This is a genomic window from Achromobacter sp. GW823-FHT04E03 (assembly GCF_058796095.1).
The window spans coordinates 290764-308848 of record NZ_JBXAIJ010000004.1 but is presented as its reverse complement, the minus strand read 5'-3'; the positions used below and the strand labels follow the sequence as shown (position 1 = coordinate 308848).

Annotated in this window: 19 protein-coding genes; 12 read left to right on the top strand and 7 right to left on the bottom strand. The window is 66.3% G+C overall.

What is annotated here, in order from left to right; genetic code table 11:
* Window positions 1-222 precede the first annotated feature (222 nt).
* Together AC1RHV_RS26560 and AC1RHV_RS26555 are read right to left on the bottom strand one after the other, a co-directional pair.
* A complete protein-coding gene (locus AC1RHV_RS26560; RefSeq protein WP_175213176.1) occupies window positions 223-768 on the bottom strand; it encodes a hypothetical protein in 546 nt (181 codons plus the stop codon).
* Window positions 768-1703 (bottom strand): LysR substrate-binding domain-containing protein, encoded by a 936-nt coding sequence (locus tag AC1RHV_RS26555; RefSeq protein ID WP_054458988.1) that lies wholly within the window; start codon window positions 1701-1703, stop codon window positions 768-770. Before AC1RHV_RS26555 ends, AC1RHV_RS26560 begins: the two co-directional genes overlap by 1 nt.
* 167 nt (window positions 1704-1870) lie before the next feature.
* On the opposite strand from AC1RHV_RS26555, the gene gtdA reads away from it, so the two are divergent.
* The 12 genes from gtdA to AC1RHV_RS26495 all read left to right on the top strand — a co-directional run bounded on the left by gtdA (window position 1871) and on the right by AC1RHV_RS26495 (window position 12946).
* The gene (gene gtdA / locus AC1RHV_RS26550; RefSeq protein WP_054458986.1) at window positions 1871-2923 is read left to right on the top strand and encodes a gentisate 1,2-dioxygenase; all 1053 of its coding nucleotides are present in this window, start codon (window positions 1871-1873) and stop codon (window positions 2921-2923) included.
* A gap of 78 nt (window positions 2924-3001) precedes the next feature.
* A complete protein-coding gene (locus tag AC1RHV_RS26545; RefSeq protein WP_313388054.1) occupies window positions 3002-3700 on the top strand; it encodes a fumarylacetoacetate hydrolase family protein in 699 nt (232 codons plus the stop codon).
* A 17-nt stretch (window positions 3701-3717) separates the two neighbouring features.
* On the top strand, window positions 3718-4356 hold the full coding sequence (gene maiA / locus AC1RHV_RS26540; protein WP_313388053.1) for a maleylacetoacetate isomerase: 639 nt from the start codon (window positions 3718-3720) through the stop codon (window positions 4354-4356).
* Entirely contained in the window at window positions 4353-4736 is a 384-nt protein-coding gene (locus AC1RHV_RS26535; RefSeq protein ID WP_054458979.1) for a chorismate mutase, read from the top strand. The genes maiA and AC1RHV_RS26535 overlap by 4 nt, the downstream gene beginning before the upstream one ends.
* The gene (locus AC1RHV_RS26530) at window positions 4729-5718 is read left to right on the top strand and encodes a Bug family tripartite tricarboxylate transporter substrate binding protein (protein WP_119450291.1); all 990 of its coding nucleotides are present in this window, start codon (window positions 4729-4731) and stop codon (window positions 5716-5718) included. Before AC1RHV_RS26535 ends, AC1RHV_RS26530 begins: the two co-directional genes overlap by 8 nt.
* Window positions 5719-5764: 46 nt before the next feature.
* Window positions 5765-7117: an FAD-dependent oxidoreductase gene (locus AC1RHV_RS26525; protein ID WP_492302266.1), complete on the top strand. Its 1353-nt coding sequence runs from the start codon at window positions 5765-5767 to the stop codon at window positions 7115-7117.
* An 18-nt stretch (window positions 7118-7135) separates the two neighbouring features.
* Entirely contained in the window at window positions 7136-8347 is a 1212-nt protein-coding gene (locus tag AC1RHV_RS26520; protein WP_054458972.1) for a 3-hydroxybenzoate 6-monooxygenase, read from the top strand.
* Between the two features lie 29 nt (window positions 8348-8376).
* Entirely contained in the window at window positions 8377-9552 is a 1176-nt protein-coding gene (locus AC1RHV_RS26515; protein WP_192353460.1) for an ABC transporter substrate-binding protein, read from the top strand.
* Window positions 9553-9614: 62 nt separating this feature from the next.
* Window positions 9615-10529 carry a branched-chain amino acid ABC transporter permease gene (locus tag AC1RHV_RS26510; RefSeq protein WP_082401347.1) on the top strand — a complete coding sequence of 305 codons (915 nt, stop codon included), beginning with the start codon at window positions 9615-9617 and terminating at the stop codon, window positions 10527-10529.
* Window positions 10530-10540: 11 nt separating this feature from the next.
* Window positions 10541-11509, top strand: coding sequence for a branched-chain amino acid ABC transporter permease (locus AC1RHV_RS26505; RefSeq protein ID WP_054458968.1), 969 nt, complete (start codon window positions 10541-10543; stop codon window positions 11507-11509).
* Window positions 11502-12254, top strand: coding sequence for an ABC transporter ATP-binding protein (locus AC1RHV_RS26500; RefSeq protein WP_119450289.1), 753 nt, complete (start codon window positions 11502-11504; stop codon window positions 12252-12254). Before AC1RHV_RS26505 ends, AC1RHV_RS26500 begins: the two co-directional genes overlap by 8 nt.
* Window positions 12254-12946 (top strand): ABC transporter ATP-binding protein, encoded by a 693-nt coding sequence (locus AC1RHV_RS26495; RefSeq protein WP_054458964.1) that lies wholly within the window; start codon window positions 12254-12256, stop codon window positions 12944-12946. The genes AC1RHV_RS26500 and AC1RHV_RS26495 overlap by 1 nt, the downstream gene beginning before the upstream one ends.
* On the opposite strand, the gene AC1RHV_RS26490 is transcribed toward AC1RHV_RS26495, so the two are convergent.
* The 5 genes from AC1RHV_RS26490 to AC1RHV_RS26470 all read right to left on the bottom strand — a co-directional run bounded on the left by AC1RHV_RS26490 (window position 12943) and on the right by AC1RHV_RS26470 (window position 18029).
* Complete coding sequence (locus AC1RHV_RS26490) at window positions 12943-13305, bottom strand: glyoxalase superfamily protein (RefSeq protein WP_118933914.1); 363 nt, start codon at window positions 13303-13305, stop codon at window positions 12943-12945. The genes AC1RHV_RS26495 and AC1RHV_RS26490 overlap by 4 nt on opposite strands.
* Before the next feature lie 447 nt (window positions 13306-13752).
* Complete coding sequence (locus AC1RHV_RS26485; RefSeq protein ID WP_059379098.1) at window positions 13753-14769, bottom strand: Bug family tripartite tricarboxylate transporter substrate binding protein; 1017 nt, start codon at window positions 14767-14769, stop codon at window positions 13753-13755.
* A 166-nt stretch (window positions 14770-14935) separates the two neighbouring features.
* The gene (locus AC1RHV_RS26480) at window positions 14936-15676 is read right to left on the bottom strand and encodes an amino acid ABC transporter ATP-binding protein (RefSeq protein WP_042795434.1); all 741 of its coding nucleotides are present in this window, start codon (window positions 15674-15676) and stop codon (window positions 14936-14938) included.
* Between the two features lie 60 nt (window positions 15677-15736).
* The gene (locus tag AC1RHV_RS26475; protein WP_054458957.1) at window positions 15737-16837 is read right to left on the bottom strand and encodes an amino acid ABC transporter permease; all 1101 of its coding nucleotides are present in this window, start codon (window positions 16835-16837) and stop codon (window positions 15737-15739) included.
* 1 nt (window position 16838) lies between these two features.
* Window positions 16839-18029, bottom strand: coding sequence for an amino acid ABC transporter permease (locus tag AC1RHV_RS26470; RefSeq protein WP_054458955.1), 1191 nt, complete (start codon window positions 18027-18029; stop codon window positions 16839-16841).
* Window positions 18030-18085 lie beyond the last annotated feature (56 nt).

Here is an 18085-nt window from a genome sequence, read left to right as displayed (position 1 = left end):
CGGGGCGTCGATAAGCCCGAGGGAATCTGAAGGGAAGGCCGAAGGCCTGGACGAAGATGACGACGGGGGGGGCCGCCGAGGCAAGTCCGGAGCGAATGCTCCGGACCGCAATCGTTGCCCCGCGCCCCGCAGGCCGCCGACGCGACGGGCGCCTTAAGAACCTACAGCCTCCTCAAGAACCCACAGCCTCCTCAAGAACCCACAGCCTCAAAAACCAAACCATCACCCCCGCCGCTCCATATACCTCCGCGCCATCTGATACCCCGCAAACACATAAAACCCATTGCTATTGAGCACCAGCCAAGCCCCCAACCCGCCAAGCAAAGCCACCACCGGCCCCACCGCCCGAACATCTCCCTGCGTCCACGCGATCACGCCCAGGAAGCCGACAGCAATCAAGCCCAAGGCCAGCCGCTTCAGCACCACCAGGCCGAATGCATGCCCGCCCATGAAGGCCACCACGCCAATGGCCAACGCCAGGGCCGTCGCCGCACAGACCAGCACCAGCGCGAACGCCGCCAACGCCGGCCCCGCGCCGCGCAGCAGCAGGCTCAGCAGACCTATCCCCACGCCCAGCCCGCCTGTCATCACCAACACCGCCAACACCAGCGGCGACCACATCCCCGGCGGCGCGCGACGCGCATCCATCTCCGCCACGAAGCGATGCATCGCCGCCGACGCAGCCGGTTGGTCCTGATCCGGCAGCGCCGCCTCCAGCTTGCGGCACTGCGCGATCAACGCGTTCAGGCCCGCCCGTGGCGCCTCCATCATGCCCTCGCCGCGCCCGGCGCATGTTCCGCCACCGTGCTGCGCAAGGCCGCCATTGCCTCCTGCACCGCGATCGGACGGAACGCATCCTCGCGCCAGTACATCGCCACCGACCCGAAGCCCGACAGACGCACTGGAATGATCCGCATCGCCCGCATCTGCGAAAACCGCAGCGCCGCCCGGTGCGAAGCCACCCCGATCATGTCGCTGTTATTGATCAACGTGAGATTGATGGTCACCGAATTCGATTCGACGTGGTCCGGCGGCGGCGCCTGGCCCGCCGCCGCCAGCGCCGCGTCCACCGCATTGCGGATAGGCGTGCCTTTTGGCCACAGGATCCAGCGGTAAGACAGCAGGTCTGGCCAAGAGGGCTGCTCGATCGCGAACAGCGGATGGCGCGGCCGCGCAACCAGGTGGATGGGTTCCAGGTACAGGGCCTCGAAGCGGATCGCCGGGTCGTGATGCTCCGGCGCCGAACGCCCCACCACGATGTCCAGGTCGCCCTGCGCCAACTGCGCCAGCAACTGGTCGGTCGTACCCTCCACCAGCTTCACGCGGGCCTGCGGCATGCGCTCGAGCAGCTTCATCACCGCCAGCGGCACGGTGTCCGACGCCGACGCGCCCGACGCGCCTATCACCACCCGGCCGCCGCCGCCCTCGCGCAATGCCGCCATGTCCGCGCTGGCGCGATCCAGTTGCGCCTCCACCCGCTGGGCATGCGCGATCAGCACGTCGCCGTGCGGCGTGGGCCGCAGGCCGCGCGCGTGCCGTTCGAACAGCGGCAGCCCGATGTCGTCTTCCAGATCCTTCAGCCACTTGGACAAGCCCGGCTGCGTCGTATTGAGCATCGCCGCCGAATGGCTGATGTTGCGGGTCTGGGCCAGGCTGAGCAGCATTTTCAGATTGCGCAGGCGCAACCGGTGGGTCCAGTCCATGCAGGCCCTCGTCTCGTCTATGTATATTCTTATTGGTATGGATAATAAGATAAATTCATTTCAAAACACATAGCTCCTTACGCATAATCGTCTCCATATCAGGACCAGCCGCGAGCCACGCGGCGGCCACGCGAAGCCGGCGCCAGCCGGACATTCCGGAGACAAGCATGCCCGACGGTCACACCCCCGGCGCGGACCGCGCCGCCTATTACGCACGCATCGCCAGAAAACACATGGCTCCCTTGTGGGAGTCGCTGCACAACCTGGTGCCGCGCGAACCCGCGCCGCGTTGCGTCCCCGCCATCTGGAAGTACGAAGACGTGCGCGACGACGTCATGGCGTCCGGCTCGCTCATCACGGCGGAAGAAGCCGTGCGGCGCGTGCTCATCCTGGAGAATCCCGGCCTGCCCGGCCAGGCCAGCATCACGCAGAGCCTGTATGCGGGCCTGCAGCTGATCCTGCCTGGCGAAATCGCGCCCAGCCACCGCCATACGCAGTCGGCGCTGCGTTTCATCGTCGAAGGCCGCGGCGCCTACACCGCGGTCAACGGCGAACGCACCACCATGCACCCCGGCGACTTCATCATCACACCGTCATGGACCTGGCATGACCATGGCAACGCCGAAACCGCCGAAGGCGGCGAGCCAGTGGTCTGGCTGGACGGCCTGGACATTCCGCTGCTGCGCTTCCTGGACGCGGGTTTCGCCGAAAACTATCCCTCGGCCACACAACCCGTGACCCGCCCCGAGGGCGACAGCATGGCGCGCTACGGCCACAACATGGCGCCCGTGCGCCACCAGACCTCCAGCGGCACATCGCCCATCTTCAACTACCCCTATGAACGCAGCCGCGAAGCCCTGGACCAGCTCTACCGCCACGGCGAACTGGACCCCTGGGACGGCGTGAAGCTGCGCTACCTGAATCCGGCCACCGGCGGCTACCCCATGCCGACCATGGCGACCTTCATGCAGTTCCTGCCCGCCGGATTCCAGGGCAAGACCTACCGCAGCACCGACTCCACGGTCTACAGCGTGGTCGAAGGCCGCGGCACCGCGCGCATCGGCGACCAGGAATTCCACTTCGGCCCGCGCGACGTCTTCGTCGCGCCGTCCTGGCAGCCCGTGCAGCTGGCCGCGCTGGACGACGCCACCCTGTTCAGCTATTCCGACCGCCCCGTGCAGGACGCGCTGGGCGTGTGGCGCGAAGCGCGCGTCGGCTAAAGGCCGGCGCGCTCCCTCCACTTCCGTATCAGGCCGGGGCCGCGCCAGGCCCCGCCCCGCATTCCTCAAAGGTGACCCATGTCTTTCGTCTTCGACCCCGCCGCTCCCATCGCCGTGCCCGTTGCCGGCAGCCAGGACAGCTTCCCCGTGCGGCGCGTCTATTGCGTCGGCCGCAACTATGCCGCCCATGCCCGCGAAATGGGCTTCGACCCCGACCGCGAACCGCCGTTCTTCTTCTGCAAACCGGCCGACGCCGTGGTGCCGGTGGCTGAAGGCAGCACCCTGTCGCTGCCCTATCCTTCCGAGACCGCCAATCTGCACTATGAGATCGAACTGGTGGCGGCCATTGGCAAGGGCGGCGCCAACATCGCCGTCGACGACGCGCTGCAGCACGTCTGGGGCTATGCCGTGGGCCTGGACATGACCCGCCGCGACCTGCAGATGAAGATGCGCGAAGCCGGCCGGCCCTGGGAACTGGGCAAGGCCTTCGACCTGAGCGCGCCCATCGGCCCCCTGCATCCTGCCGGCGCGGTCAAGAACATCGACCTGGCCGCCATCTGGCTGCAGGTCAACGGCACCGACAAGCAAAGAAGCGACATCGGCAAGCTGATCTGGTCCGTCGCCGAAACCGTCGCCTACCTGTCGAAGTATTTCCGCCTGGAAGCCGGCGACCTGATCTACACCGGCACCCCCGAAGGCGTGGGTCCGGTGGTGCGCGGCGACAAGATGGTCGGCGGCGTGGACGGCCTGGGCACGCTCAGCGTGCAGATGGTGTGAACCTTCCAGGAACCCGCATGCAACTGCACAGCTTCTTCAATAGTTCCACCTCCTATCGCGTGCGCATCGCGCTGGCGCTCAAGGGTTTGCCGTACGAGTACCTGCCTGTGAACCTGCGCAAGCAGGAGCAGCGCGCGGCGGATTACGTGGCCAAGAATCCTTCCGCGGGCGTGCCCCTGCTGATCGATGGCGACACCCAGCTGTCGCAGTCGCTGGCCATCGTCGACTACCTGGACGCCACCCATCCCGAGCCGCGCCTGATCCCGGCCAGCACGCTGGAGCGCGCCCGCGTGCTGGAGCTTTCCGACGCCATCTCCTGCGACATCCACCCCGTCAACAACATGCGCATCCTGCGCTATCTGCAGGACGTGCTGGGCGCCAGCGAAGAACAGAAGAACGCCTGGTATCACCACTGGATCCGCGAGGGCATGACGGCTGTGGAAGCGCTGCTGGCGCGCCACGGCCATGGCGCCTACTGCTACGGCGACGCGCCCACCCTGGCGGACTGCTGCCTGGTGCCGCAGATGGCGAACGCCCAGCGCATGGGCTGCGACCTGTCGGCCTATCCGCGCGCCATGCGCGTCTATGAACACTGCAATGCGCAGCCCGCCTTCCAGCAGGCGGCTCCCACCCAGCAACCGGACTACACCAAGTGAGCAACCAGGAACCCGACACCCAGGGCGCGCCGCTGCGCGAATACACCGATCCCGCCTACCGCCCGCTATGCGCCAACCTGGCGGAAGTGCGCGCCAACATCGACAGGCTGGACGATGAGATCGTGCGCCTGATCGCCGAACGCGCCATGTACGTGAAGGACGCCGCGCGCTTCAAGCGCGACGCCTTCCAGGTCAGCGCCCCGGCCCGCCAGGCCCAGGTCTTCGAAAAGGCGCGCCTGCTGGCCGAACGCCACAACCAGGGTTTCGCCAACCTGGACCAGGTGGTGGACGCCACCTATCGCGCCATGGTCGCGGCCTTCATCGCCAACGAACAAACCTATTTCAACACCATGAAGGATCTCGGAGACACCCATGCATAAGCCCTACGCGCGCCGTATCGCCGCCCATGCCCTGATCCTGGGACTGGCCGCGCTTGCGCCGCTGGCCGCCGCGCAGGCCCAGGCCTGGCCGGCCCAGCCGCTCAAGGCCATTGTGCCCTTCGGCCCGGGCTCCAGCCCCGACCAGGTGGCGCGCATCGTTGGCGAAAAGGCCGGCGCCATCCTGGGCCAGAGCATCGTCATCGAGAACAAGCCGGGCGCCAGCGGCAACATCGGCACCTATGCCATCGCCAACGCCAAGCCCGACGGCTACACCTTCGGCGTGTCCATTACCGGCCCGCTGGTCAACAACACTCTGCTGTTCGACAAACTGCCCTATGCGCCGGCAACCGACCTGGCGCCGCTGACGCTGGCGGTGCACCAGCCCAATGTGCTGGTCGTGCCCGTCTCGGCCGGCATCGACAACATCGGCCAGTTGCTGGAAGCGCTGAAGAAGAATTCGGACAAATACAACTTCCCTTCCACGGGCGCCGGCACGGTGTCGCACCTGGCCGTGGAACTGATGCTGCAGCAGACCGGCGCGCGCGCCACCCACGTGCCCTATCCCTCGTCGCCCGCGGCGCTGACCTCGCTGCTGTCCGGCGACACGCAGTTCGCCGCACTGCCGCCCATCGCCGTCATGCCCATGGTGAAGGATGGACGCCTGAAGGCCCTGGCCGTCACCTCCTCCAAGCGCTCCGCCCTGCTGCCCGACATCCCGACGCTGGCCGAAGTCGGCGTGCCGGGCATCGAGGGCTCGGCGTGGATCGGCTTCGTGATCTCGTCCAAGGTTCCCGCCGACATCCAGAAGAAGCTGTCCGACGCGCTGATCCAGGCCATCCGTGATCCCGAGGTCACCAAGCGCCTGCAGGCTCAGTTCATGGATCCCGCCGGCACCACGCCCGCCGAGTTCCGCGCCTACATGGACGACGAACTCAAGCGCTGGGAGCCGCTCATCAAGAAGCTGGGCATCAAGGGCCAGTAAACCGGCGCCCGGCCACGCCGCGCAACCCAAACAAGGAGAACACGGGATGCTCATCACCGAACCCGCCCGCCAGGTTCCGCTCTACGGCGAATATGAGGTCGTCGTGCTGGGCGGCGGCCCCGCCGGCCTGTTGGCCGCCGCCTGCGCCGCGCGCAACGGCGCCAGCGTGCTGCTGGTGGAACGCTACGGATTCCTGGGAGGGATGGGCACGGCGGCCGGCGTATCCAACTTCTGCGGCCTGCACGCGAACATCCGGGGCGACATCCGCCAGGTGGTCCACGGCATGACGGACGACCTGCTGGACCGCATGCGCGCCATGGACGGGCTCAACGAGCCTCACCTGATCCTGGGCAAGATCCACGCCCAGGCTTATGACATCTCGGCCTTCAAGTGCGCCGCCGACGGGCTGGTCCAGGCCAGCGGCGCACAGGTGCTGTTCCATGCGCTGGCCACCGGCCTGGCGCGCGGCGCCGACGGCAACGTGGATGCGCTCTTCCTGGAAACCAAGTCCGGCCGCTGTGCCGTGCGCGCCAAGGTCTATATCGATTGCTCGGGCGACGCCGATATCGCCCAATGGGGCGGCCTGCCCTTCGAAAAGGGCGACGAGCACGGCGGCATGCTCTATCCCACGCTGATGTTCAAGGTCGGCAATGTCGACGGCGCCCGCGCGCAGGAAGCCTGGAAGACCATCCCCCAGCTGATGGACCAGGCCGCGGCCAGCGGCGAATTCACCTTCCCGCGCCGCGGCGCCATCGTGCGCCCGCAAAAGCACGACTACGAGTGGCGGGTCAACGTGACCCAGCTGGCCAACGCCGACGGCAGCGCGGCCGACGGCACCGACGCCGATTCCCTGTCGGCCGGCGAACTCGAAGGCCGCCGCCAGATCGTGCAATACCTCGCCTTCCTGCGCGCCAAGGTGCCGGGCTTCGAGAACGCCTATGTGCTGGACATCGCGCCGCAGCTGGGCATCCGCGAGACCCGCCGCATCGTGGGCGAGGCCGTTCTGAGCAAGGAAGACGTGTTGGGCTGCGCCGACTTTCCGGACAGCATCGGCGTCAATGGCTGGCCGCTGGAAATGCACACGGCCGGCGACGTGCAATGGCTCTGGCCGCCGATCCCCGAGTCCCGCGGCTATAACCAGCTGCCGTTCCGCATGATGGTGCCCAAACGCGCCCCGGGCGTGGCGGGCAATGTGCTGGTGGCCGGGCGCTGCGCCTCGATGACGCACGAAGGCCAGTCGGCGGCGCGCGTAAGCGGCAGCTGCTTCGTCATGGGCGAAGCCGCGGGCACGGCGGCTGCCATGGCGCTGCGCGCAGGCATCGCCCCCGGTGACGTGCCCATTTCCGCCTTGCAGGCGCAGCTGGTGAAACAAGGCGTGTTCCTGGGCGGCCAGGACTGAACGGCGCGGAGGCCATACATGAACGCAACGCAAACCGATAAATCCGTGATCGTGGTGGGCGGCGGCATCGGCGGCCTGGCCGCGGCGCTGGCGCTGACCCGGCAAGGCATCGCCGTGCAGCTGCTGGAGCAGGCCGCGCACATCGGCGAAATCGGCGCCGGCATCCAGCTCGGTCCCAACGCCTTCGCGGCGCTGGACGCCCTGGGCGTGGGCCAGACCGCGCGCGCCCGCGCCGTGTTTACCGACCACATCATCATGATGGACGCGGTGGACGCCCGCGAAGTGGTGCGCATCGATACCGGCGAGGCCTTCCGCGAGCGCTTCGGCGGCCCCTATGCCGTGATCCATCGCGCCGACATTCACTTGTCCATCCTGGAGGCCGTGCAGCAGAATCCGCTGATCAGCTTTCGCACCTCCACCCAGATCGCCTCCATGTCGCAGGACGACAAGGGCGTGGAAGTCGTGGACACCCAGGGCAACCGCTATCGCGCCGACGCCGTAGTAGGCGCGGACGGCGTGAAGTCCGTGATCCGCGAACGCATGGTGGGCGACCCGGCGCGCGTGACCGGCCACGTGGTCTACCGCGCGGTGGTCGAACGCGAGAACATGCCCGAGGAGCTGCGCATCAACGCCCCCGTGCTGTGGGCTGGCCCGCACTGCCATCTGGTGCACTACCCCTTGCGCGGCGGCCAGCAATACAACCTGGTGGTGACTTTCCACAGCCGCGAACAGGAAGAATGGGGCGTGCGCGAGGGCAGCAAGGAAGAAGTGCTGTCCTACTTCCAGGGCATCCACCCGCGTCCGCACCAGATGCTGGACCGCCCCACGTCCTGGAAGCGCTGGGCCACCGCCGACCGCGAGCCCGTGGAACGCTGGGGCCAGGGGCGCGTGACCATTCTGGGCGATGCCGCCCATCCCATGACGCAATACATGGCCCAGGGCGCCTGCATGGCGCTGGAGGACGCGGTGACATTGGGCGAAGCCGTGAAGCAATGCGGCCAAGACCTGGAGGCCGCGTTCCGCCTGTACGAATCCGTCCGCATCCCGCGCAGCGCGCGGGTGGTGTGGTCCACGCGCGAAATGGGCAGGCTCTATCACGCGCGGGGCGTCGAACGCACCGTGCGCAACATGCTGTGGACCGGCCGCAGCCAGTCCCAGTTCTACGACGCGTTGCAGTGGCTGTACGGCTGGAAGGTGGAAAACTGCCTCGCGGGGCAATCCTCTCAATAGAAAAAATGCAGGCACCCAAGGAGACAACCATGAGAAAAACCGCAATCCGCGGCAGCGCCGCCCTCGTGCTTGCGCTGACCGCGTTCGCGGCCGGCGCGCAGCAAAAGCCGGTCGACATCGGCTTCATCGGCACCCTGTCCACGCCCGCCGGCTACATCGGCGAAGACGAGCGCGACGCCTTCATGCTGGCGGTCAAGGAAGGCGGCGGCAAACTCGGCGGCGTGCCGGTCAATGTGCGCGTGGAGGACGACGCGCTCAAGCCCGCCAACGCCAAGCAGATCGCCGACAAGATGGTGCAGGGCGGCGTGCGGCTGTTCACGGGCATCAACTTCTCCAACGTCATGGCGGCCGTGGGGCCGACCGTGCTGAACGCGGGCGGCTTCTATATCAGCCTGAACGCGGGCCCCTCCAACTACGCCGGCAAGGCCTGCAACCCGAACTACTTCTCGGTGGCGTTCCAGAACGACTCCTACGCCGACACTGCGGGCCTTGCCGCCAACGAGCTGGGCGCCAAGCGCGTGGTCATCATGGCGCCCAACTACCAGGCCGGGCGCGATGCGGTGGCCGGCTTCAAGCGCACCTACAAGGGCGAGATCGCCGACGAGATCTACACCAAGCTGGAACAGGCCGACTTCTCGGTGGAACTGGCGCGCATCCGCTCGCTCAATCCCGACGCCATCTTCCAGTTCCACCCCGGCGGCGCGGGCATCAACCTGACCAAGCAATTCGCCAACTCCGGCCTGGCCGACAAGATCCGCATGATCACGCCCATCTACTCGATGGACGACCGCATGCTGGCCGCGACCGGCAATGCCGGCAAGGGCTTCTACCTGAGCTCGTTGTGGAGCGCGGATCTCGACAACCCGCAGAGCAAGCATTTCGTCGAAGCCTTCACCAAGGCCTACAACCGCGCGCCCACCGCCTATGCGGCCCAGGCCTACGACACCGCCAACCTGATCGGCTCTGCACTGAAGGCCGTGGACGGCGACATCACCGGCCGCGCTGACGACTTCCGCAACGCGCTGCGCCGCGCCGACTTCCCCAGCGTGCGCGGCAAGTTCAAGTTCGGCCCCAACCAGCACCCGATCCAGGACTGGTACCTGCTGCACATCGAGGCCGGCCCCGACGGCAAGCTGGTCTACAAGAACCTGAAGGTCATCGCCCGCGACCATACCGACGTGCACGCCGCCGACTGCAAGATGTAAGTCCGCACGACGCCCGGCGGATTGCGCGCAGTCCGCCGGGCCCACTCCACGAGGAGTCCCCAATGCTGATGTTCCTGGAGCAGGTCTTGAATGGCCTGCAGTACAGCGCTTTGCTGTTCCTGCTGTCGGCGGGCTTGACGCTGGTGTTCGGCATCATGAACGTCATCAACCTGACGCACGGTTCGTTCTACATGGTCGGCGCGTTCTGCGCGGCCAGCGCCGCGGCGGCCACCGGATCGTTCCTGGCCGCGCTGCTGGCGGCGCTGGCTGGCGCGGCGCTCTATGGCCTGGTGGTGGAGTTGCTGGTGATCCGCCATCTGTACCGCCGCGACCACCTGGACCAGGTGCTGGCCACGCTGGGCCTGACGCTGTTCACCAACGAGATGGTGACGGTGCTGTTCGGCCGCAGCCCGCCCTTCATGGACATCCCGCCCTTCCTGTCGGGCTCGGTGGAGATCCTGCCCGGCCTGAACTATCCCCTCATGCGACTGGCTTTTATCGGCGCTGGCGTGCTGGTGGCGCTGGGGCTGTGGCTGCTGATCTCGCGCACGCGCGTCGGCATGCTGGTACGCGCGGGCGCCGACGACGGCGAAATGGTCGACGCGCTGGGCGTGAACATCCAGCGCCTGTTCACGCTGATCTTCACGCTAGGCGCCCTGCTCTGCGGCTTTGCCGGCGTGATGGCCGCGCCGCTCCTGGCGGTGGAGATCGGCATGGGCGAGCGCATCCTCATCACCACCTTCGTGGTTATCGTGGTGGGTGGCGTGGGTTCGGTGCGCGGCGCGCTGGTCGGTTCTCTGATGATAGGCATGACCGATGCGCTGGGGCGCGCCTACATCCCGTTCTGGATGTCGCGGCTGCTGCCGCCGGAGCTGTCGGACTCGGCGAGTTCCAGCCTGGTTTCGGCCAGCATCTACATCCTGATGGCCATCGTGCTGCTGTTCAAGCCGCGCGGCCTGGTGCCCGCGCAGCGATAGGAACGATACCCATGACCAGAAAAACCATCGTCAACACGATTGGACTGCTGCTGTTCGTGCTGGTGCCGGCCATCGCGTCGGCCACGGGCGAGAGCTTCCTGATCAACCTGATGACCCGCTTTCTCATCTACGCCATCGCCGCCGTCAGCCTGGACCTGATCCTGGGCTACGGCGCCATGGTCAGCTTCGGCCATGCCGCCTTCTTCGGGCTGGGCGGCTATGTGATCGGCATCGCGGGCTTTCACCTGAGCCAGGGCGACACACTGTTCGGCTGGAGCGGCAGCAACGCGGCGCTGGTGATGTGGCCGCTGGCCATCGCTGCCGCCGCCCTCGCCGGCCTGGTGGTCGGCTTCCTGTCGCTGCGGACCTCGGGCGTGCAGTTCATCATGATCACGCTGGCCTTTGGACAGATGCTGTACTTCATCCTGGTCGGCCTGATGGTCTACGGCGGCGACGATGGCCTGTCCATCGACACGCGCAACACCCTGCCCGGCCTGGACATGAACAACCCCACCGCCTTCTATTACGTCTGCCTGGCGCTCATGACGGCATGGATCCTGGCCTGCCGCCGCATCGTCAATTCGCCCTTCGGCATGGCGCTGCAAAGCATCAAGCAGAATCCGCGCCGCAGTATCGGACTGGGCCTGGCACCGCTGCGCTACCGGCTCACCGCCTTCGTGCTGTCGGCCGCGGGCACCGGGCTGGCGGGCGCCCTGTGGGCCAACTACGCGCTCTTCGTCAGCCCCGACATGTCGTCCTGGCAGAAGTCCGGCGAACTCATGGCCATGGTGATCCTGGGCGGCATGGGGTCCATCTTTGGCCCCGTACTGGGCGTGGCCGTGTACCTGGGCCTGGAACAGGTCGCCACCGCCTGGACCGAACACTGGATGCTGATCCTGGGGCCTGTGCTGGTGCTGGTGGTGCTGTTCGGCAAGCGCGGCGTCTATGGCTGGCTGGTGGGAGGCAAGCACCATGACTGATCATCCCAAGCTGGAAATCCGCGACCTGCAGAAATCCTTCGGCGCCGTGCGCGCGACCCAAGGCGTCAACCTGCAGGTCCGGCCCGGCGAACTGCATGCGCTCATCGGCCCCAACGGCGCGGGCAAGACCACGCTGCTGTCGCAGATCAGCGGCGAGATCCTGCCGGACTCGGGCGACATCCTGCTGGATGGCCGCGACATCACCCGCATGCCCGCCCACAAGCGGCCCGCGGCCGGGCTGGCGCGTTCGTTCCAGATCAGCCAGCTCTACCCCGCCTTCAGCGCCGAGGACAACGTCGCCATGGCGGTGCAGGCGCACAGCCCCGGCGGCTTCAACCTGTGGAAGAACGCCCGCCGCCTGCCGCAACTGCGCCAACCCGCCAGAGAGGCGCTGGAACGCGTCGGCCTGGGCGGCCGCGCCCACGTACGGGTTTCGGAACTGGCCCACGGCGAAAAGCGCCAGCTGGAACTGGCGATGGCCTTGTCGCTGGATGCCTCGCTGTTGCTGCTGGACGAGCCCATGGCCGGCATGGGCGCCGAGGAATCCCAACGCATGACCGCCCTGCTGCAGGAGCTGAAGGGCCGCTACGCCATCCTGCTGGTCGAACACGACATGGACGCCGTCTTCGCCCTGGCCGACCGCATCACCGTGCTGGTCTACGGCAAGACCATCTTTACAGGCACGCCGGACGAGGTGCGCCACCATCCCGACGTGCGCGCCGCCTATCTGGGCGAGGAGGACTGATGCTGCAACTCAAGCAACTGCAGGCCGGCTACGGCGCGAGCAAAGTGCTGTTCGGCGTGGACCTGGACATCGCCGCGCGCCAGGTCGTATCCCTGATCGGCCGCAACGGCATGGGCAAGACCACCACCGTCAAGACCATCATGGGCATGCTGCCCGCCCAGGGCGGCAGCATCCTGCTCGACGGCCAACCCATCGCGGGCCAGGCCCCGCACCGCATCGCCCAGCTGGGCATAGGCCTGGTACCCGAAGGCCGCCGCGTCTTCGGCTCGCTGTCGGTGGAAGAAAACCTGATCGCCACCGCCCGCAACACCCGCGCCGGCTGGCACGTCGGCCGCGTCTTCGACCTGTTCCCGCGCCTGAAGGAGCGCCGCGCCCAATCCGCCCGCACGCTGTCCGGCGGCGAACAACAAATGCTCGCCGTCGGTCGCGCCCTCCTCATCAACCCGCGCCTGCTCATCCTGGACGAAGCCACCGAAGGCCTGGCGCCGCTGATCCGCCACGAAATCTGGAACTGCCTGCGCCGCCTGAAGGAAGAAGGCCAGACCATCCTGGTGATAGACAAGAACCTGAAGGAAATGGCGACGCTCGTCGACCGCCACCACGTCCTGGAAAAAGGCCGCGTGGTCTGGCAAGGCAGCCCCGCCGAGCTCGCCGCGCAGCCCGAACTCGCGCAGCGCTACCTGGGCGTCTAGTCGGATGATTCGCAGAAACTCAGCCGATTCCCGAACGGATCGATGACCGCCATCACCCGCCCCCACGGCATCTCTTCCACGCCGGGCCGCATATAGCCATAGCCCTTGGCATTCACCTCGGCCTGGAACTCGTCCACGCCCCGCATCCGCACGAACACCGCGGATCCAGGCGTGGCATCGCCGTGGTGTTCGCTCAGGTGCAGCACCAGGTCGCCGCGATGCACTTGCGCATACAGCGGCATGCCCGGCTCGAAGCGATGCTCCCAGTCCCATTCGAACCCCAGGAAATCCAGATAGAACTCACGCGCCTTCTCGACGGAGAAAATGCGCAAGATGGGAATGGCAGCTTGCAGATGCATGACGGCCCCAGATCAATAAGCAAGGACGCTCAGCATAGACCACGAACCGCTCAGCAAGGCGCAAAACGCAAACACACACCATCCCGACGCAAGACACCGCGTAAGCCCCAAAAGGCCGCCCGCGCGGCCGGCCTGGGGCGGGCCCCGCAAGACACGCCACCAAACACAGATGTCGGCAAGAACCAGAAGAACGCCAATCGCCCCAGCTGACGTCAAGTTTCAACCGCCAGAGCCCGTCGCGTCGGCGGCCCGCGGTGTGCGGGGCGTCGATAAGCCCGAGGGAATCTGAAGGAACCGCCGCAGGCGGTGACGAAGATGACGAAGGGGGGGCCGCCGAGGCAAGTCCGGAGCGAACGCTCCGGACCGCAATCGCAGCCCCGCACACCGCGGGCCGCCGACGCGACGGGCGTCTCAAGAACTCAAAAAACGCCCATCAAGACAAACCAATCAATTCAAACTAGCACCCGAGATCTTCACAATCTCCTGATACTTCGCCTTCTCGCTCTTGACGAACTCAGCAAACGCCTCAGGCGTCATCGGCGCAGCCTCAGACCCCATCGTCAGCAAGCGCTGCTTCACATCCGCCTGCTGCATCGCCTCCGAGTAAGCCTTGTTCAGCTTCGCCACCACCGGCGCCGGCGTGCCGCCCGTCGTGAACACCCCGAACCAGGTCCCCAGGTCAAAGCCCTTGATCCCCGACTCTTCCACCGTAGGCACATCCGCCAGCAGCGAAGAACGCTTGGCAGTCGTCACGGCCAATGCCTTGACCTTACCGTCCTTGATCAGCGGCGCCGAAGCCGCCAGGTTGTCGAACATGAAATCCGACTGTCCCGACAGCAGCGCCAACTGCGCAGGCGCCGCGCCCTGGTAAGGAATGTGCTCGACATTGATCCCCGCGCGCGCCTTCAGCAGCTCGCCCGACAGATGGCCCGCGCTGCCGTTGCCGCCCGAACCGTAGTTCAGCTTGCCCGGATTCTTCTTGGCGTAGTCGATCAGATCGGCCAGCTTCTCGATCTTGTTCTTCTGCGCGAACTCGACGTTCATCACCAGCACATTGGGCACCGAGGCCACGATGGTCACCGGCGCGAAGTCCTTCACCGGGTCATACGGCAGATTGGCGAACAGCCAGGGATTGATGGCGTGGGTCGCGACCGCGCCCATCACCAGCGTGTAGCCGTCGGCCGGCGCCTTGGCCACCAGGTCGGCGCCGATGTTGCCGCCCGCGCCCGAACGGTTCTCCACGATGACCGGTTGGCCCAGCGAGCCGCGCACCTTCTCGGCCAGCATGCGGGCCATGGTGTCCAGCGGGCCGCCAGGCGGGTAAGGCACGACGAAGCGCAACGGCTTGGTCGGGAAATCGGTGGCCTGGGCCAGCGCCGGGGCGCCGAAAGGCAGGGTGGCGGCCAGCGCCACGGCGCCTTGCAACAGGGCGCGGCGCACAGCGCTGCGGGGGGTCTGCGTCATGATGTTGTTCTCCTCGCTTCGGATCAATAGCGGTCAGTAGCATACCGCAGCGAGGAATAAGGCGTAACAAAGAGATACCAGCAGAACCCCTGGCTGTTCACGCCGCTGCCCCGTCACGGCAACCCGCCGCCCCAAGAAAAAACCGCCCGAAGGCGGTTTTGAAGCATCAGTGCAGGATCTGGCTCAAGAAGAGCTTGGTCCGGTCGTTCTGCGGATTGTCGAAGAACTCGTCCGGGCTGTTCTGCTCGATGATCTCGCCGCGGTCCATGAAGATCACGCGGTTGGCGACCTTGCGCGCGAAGCCCATTTCGTGGGTCACGCAGATCATGGTCATACCGCTTTCCTGCGCCAGGTTGACCATCACGTCCAGCACTTCCTTGACCATTTCCGGGTCCAGCGCCGAGGTCGGCTCATCGAACAGCATGATCTTGGGGCTCATGCACAGCGAACGCGCGATCGCCACACGCTGCTGCTGGCCGCCCGAGAGCTGGCCAGGGAATTTCTTGGCCTGGTCCGGAATGCGCACGCGCTCCAGGTACTTCATGGCCGTGGCCTCGGCTTCCGCGCGCGGCTTCTTCAGCACCCACATGGGCCCCAGCGTCAGGTTTTCCAGCACGGTCAGGTGCGGGAACAGGTTGAAGTGCTGGAACACCATGCCGACGTCCTTGCGGATGGTCTCGATGTGCTTGAGATCGTTGGTGAGCTCCGTGCCGTCCACGATGATGTGGCCCTTCTGGTGCTCTTCCAGGCGGTTGATGCAGCGGATCATGGTGGACTTGCCCGAGCCAGACGGCCCGCACACCACGATGCGCTCACCCGGCGCGACGTCCAGGTTGATGTTGCGCAGCACGTGGAACTGGCCGTACCACTTGTTCACGTCCTGCAATTTGATGATGGCATCAGACATGCCTGTACTCCCGTAAGTATCGCGGTGCGCGTCCGCCCGGGGCGGACGCGCTGCAAAGTTCTAGCGTGCGTGTCCCGTGGCCAGGCGTTTTTCCAGCGCCTGGCTGTACTTGGACATGGAGAAGCAGAAGACGAAGTAGATGAGCGAAATGAACAGGTACGCCTCCACCCCGAATCCGCGCCATGCCGCGTCGGACAAGGCCGCCTTGGCCGCCAGCGTCAGGTCGAAGATGCCGATGATCACCACCAGCGAGGTGTCCTTGAACAGCGCGATGAAAATGCTGACCAGCGGCGGGATCACGATCTTCAGCGCCTGCGGCAGGATGATCTTGCGCATCTGCTGCCAGTAGTTCAGGCCCAGCGAATCCGCGCCCTCGTACTGGCCCTTGGGAATCGCCTGCAAGCCGCCGCGCACCGTTTCGGCGATGTACGCCGCCGCGAACATGATGATCGCGATCTGCGCGCGCAGCAGCTTGTCGATGGAGAAGCCTTCGGGCAGGAACAGCGGCAGCATCACCGAGGACATGAACAGCAGGCTGATCAGCGGCACGCCGCGGATCAGCTCGATGTACACGACGCACAGCGCCTTGATGGCAGGCATCTTGGAGCGCCGGCCCAGGGCCAGCAGCACGCCGATGGGGAAGGCGAAGGCGATGCCGAACGTGGACAGGATCAGCGTCAGCGGCAGGCCGCCCCAGCGCGCGTTTTCCACGTAGGTCAGGCCGAACACGCCGCCCCACATCAGGAGCGCCACGGCCGTCAGGCCCACGGTCCAGATGACGGCGAGCTTCCAGTTCCAGAAGCGCCGGATGCCGCTGCAGACGATCACGGCCACCAGGATGATGGTTGCGATCAGCGGACGCCATTGCTCGTCGTAGGGATAGGTGCCGAACAGGATCAGCCGGTGCTTCTCGATGATGAACGCCCAGCAGGCGCCCCCGGAAGCGCGGCACTCCTGCGCGTTGGCCGCGGAGAAGTTCGCCTTGATGAAGGCCCATTCCACCAGCGCCGGCACTGCCATCAGCAGGAACCACGCCAGCAGCACCGTGATGAGGATATTCAGCGGCGAGGAGAACAGGCGCGACTTGATCCAGGCCCAGGCGCCCACCTGGGTGCTGGGCGGCGGCAGGCCTTCGGCGGGGATATGCGAAGTGCTGCTCATATCAACGCTCCACCAGCGCGATGCGCTTGTTGTACCAGTTCATGAATATCGAGATCGACAGGCTGACCGTGAGGTACGCGGCCATGATGATGAGGATGCCCTCGATGGCCTGGCCGGTCTGGTTCAGCGTGGTGTTCACCACCGACACGATGTCGGGGTAGCCGATGGCCACCGCGAGCGAACTGTTCTTGGTCAGGTTCAGGTACTGGCTGGTCATCGGCGGGATGATCACGCGCAGCGCCTGCGGCAGCACCACCAGGCGCAGCACCTGCTTGCGGCGCAGGCCCAGCGAGCCGGCAGCTTCCCACTGCCCGTTGTTGACCGCCTGGATGCCTGAACGCACGACCTCGGCAATGAAGGCCGAGGTGTAGATCACCAGGCCCGCCATCAGGGCAGCGAATTCCGGCGACAAGGTCAGGCCGCCCGAGAAGTTGAAGCCCTTGAGCTCCGGCATGTCCAGGGTCAGCGAAGCGCCGCTGACCAGCCAGCCGATGATGGGAAAGCCGATGAGCAGGCCGATGGCGGCGCGGCCCAGCGGGAACACGCGGCCGGTGGCCTCCTGGCGCTTCTTGCCCCAGTGGCCCAGCAGGATGATCGCCACGATGGCCAGGCCCAGTCCGGCCAGCATCCAGTCCAGCGAATTGCCTTCCAGCCCCGGCACCTTCAAGCCACGGTTGGAGATGAAGACGCCGGGCAGCGGATTGTGCGCCTGGCGCGGACCGGGCATGTTTTCCGTGATCAGCGCGTACCAGAAGAACAGCTGCAGCAGCAGCGGCACGTTGCGCATTATCTCGACATAGACCGAGGTGATCTTGGCGACCAGCCAGTTCTTGGACAGGCGGCCGATGCCGATGAGCGTACCGAGGATGGTCGCCAGCACGATGCCGATGACGGCTACGCGCAGCGTGTTGAGCAGGCCCACCAGGATGGCGCGGCCGTAGGTGTCCGCAGGGGTATAGGCGATGGGCGTTTCGCCGATCGCGAAGCCGGCCTCGCGGTCCAGGAAGCCGAAGCCCGTGGCGATGTTGCGCACGGACAGGTTGTGCAGGGTGTTTGAAACCAGGAACCACACGGCCCAGGCCACCGCGGCCAGCGCCAGGACTTGATAGACCACGGAGCGCACCCCGGGATCGTTCCAGTTCAGACGCCGGGGAGGTGCCGATGCAGGCGCGCTTTTATTGGGAGTATTCATGAGTAAATCTACAGAAGTCGGACACCGGGCGGCGAAGCCGGTAGGGCCGCGCCACC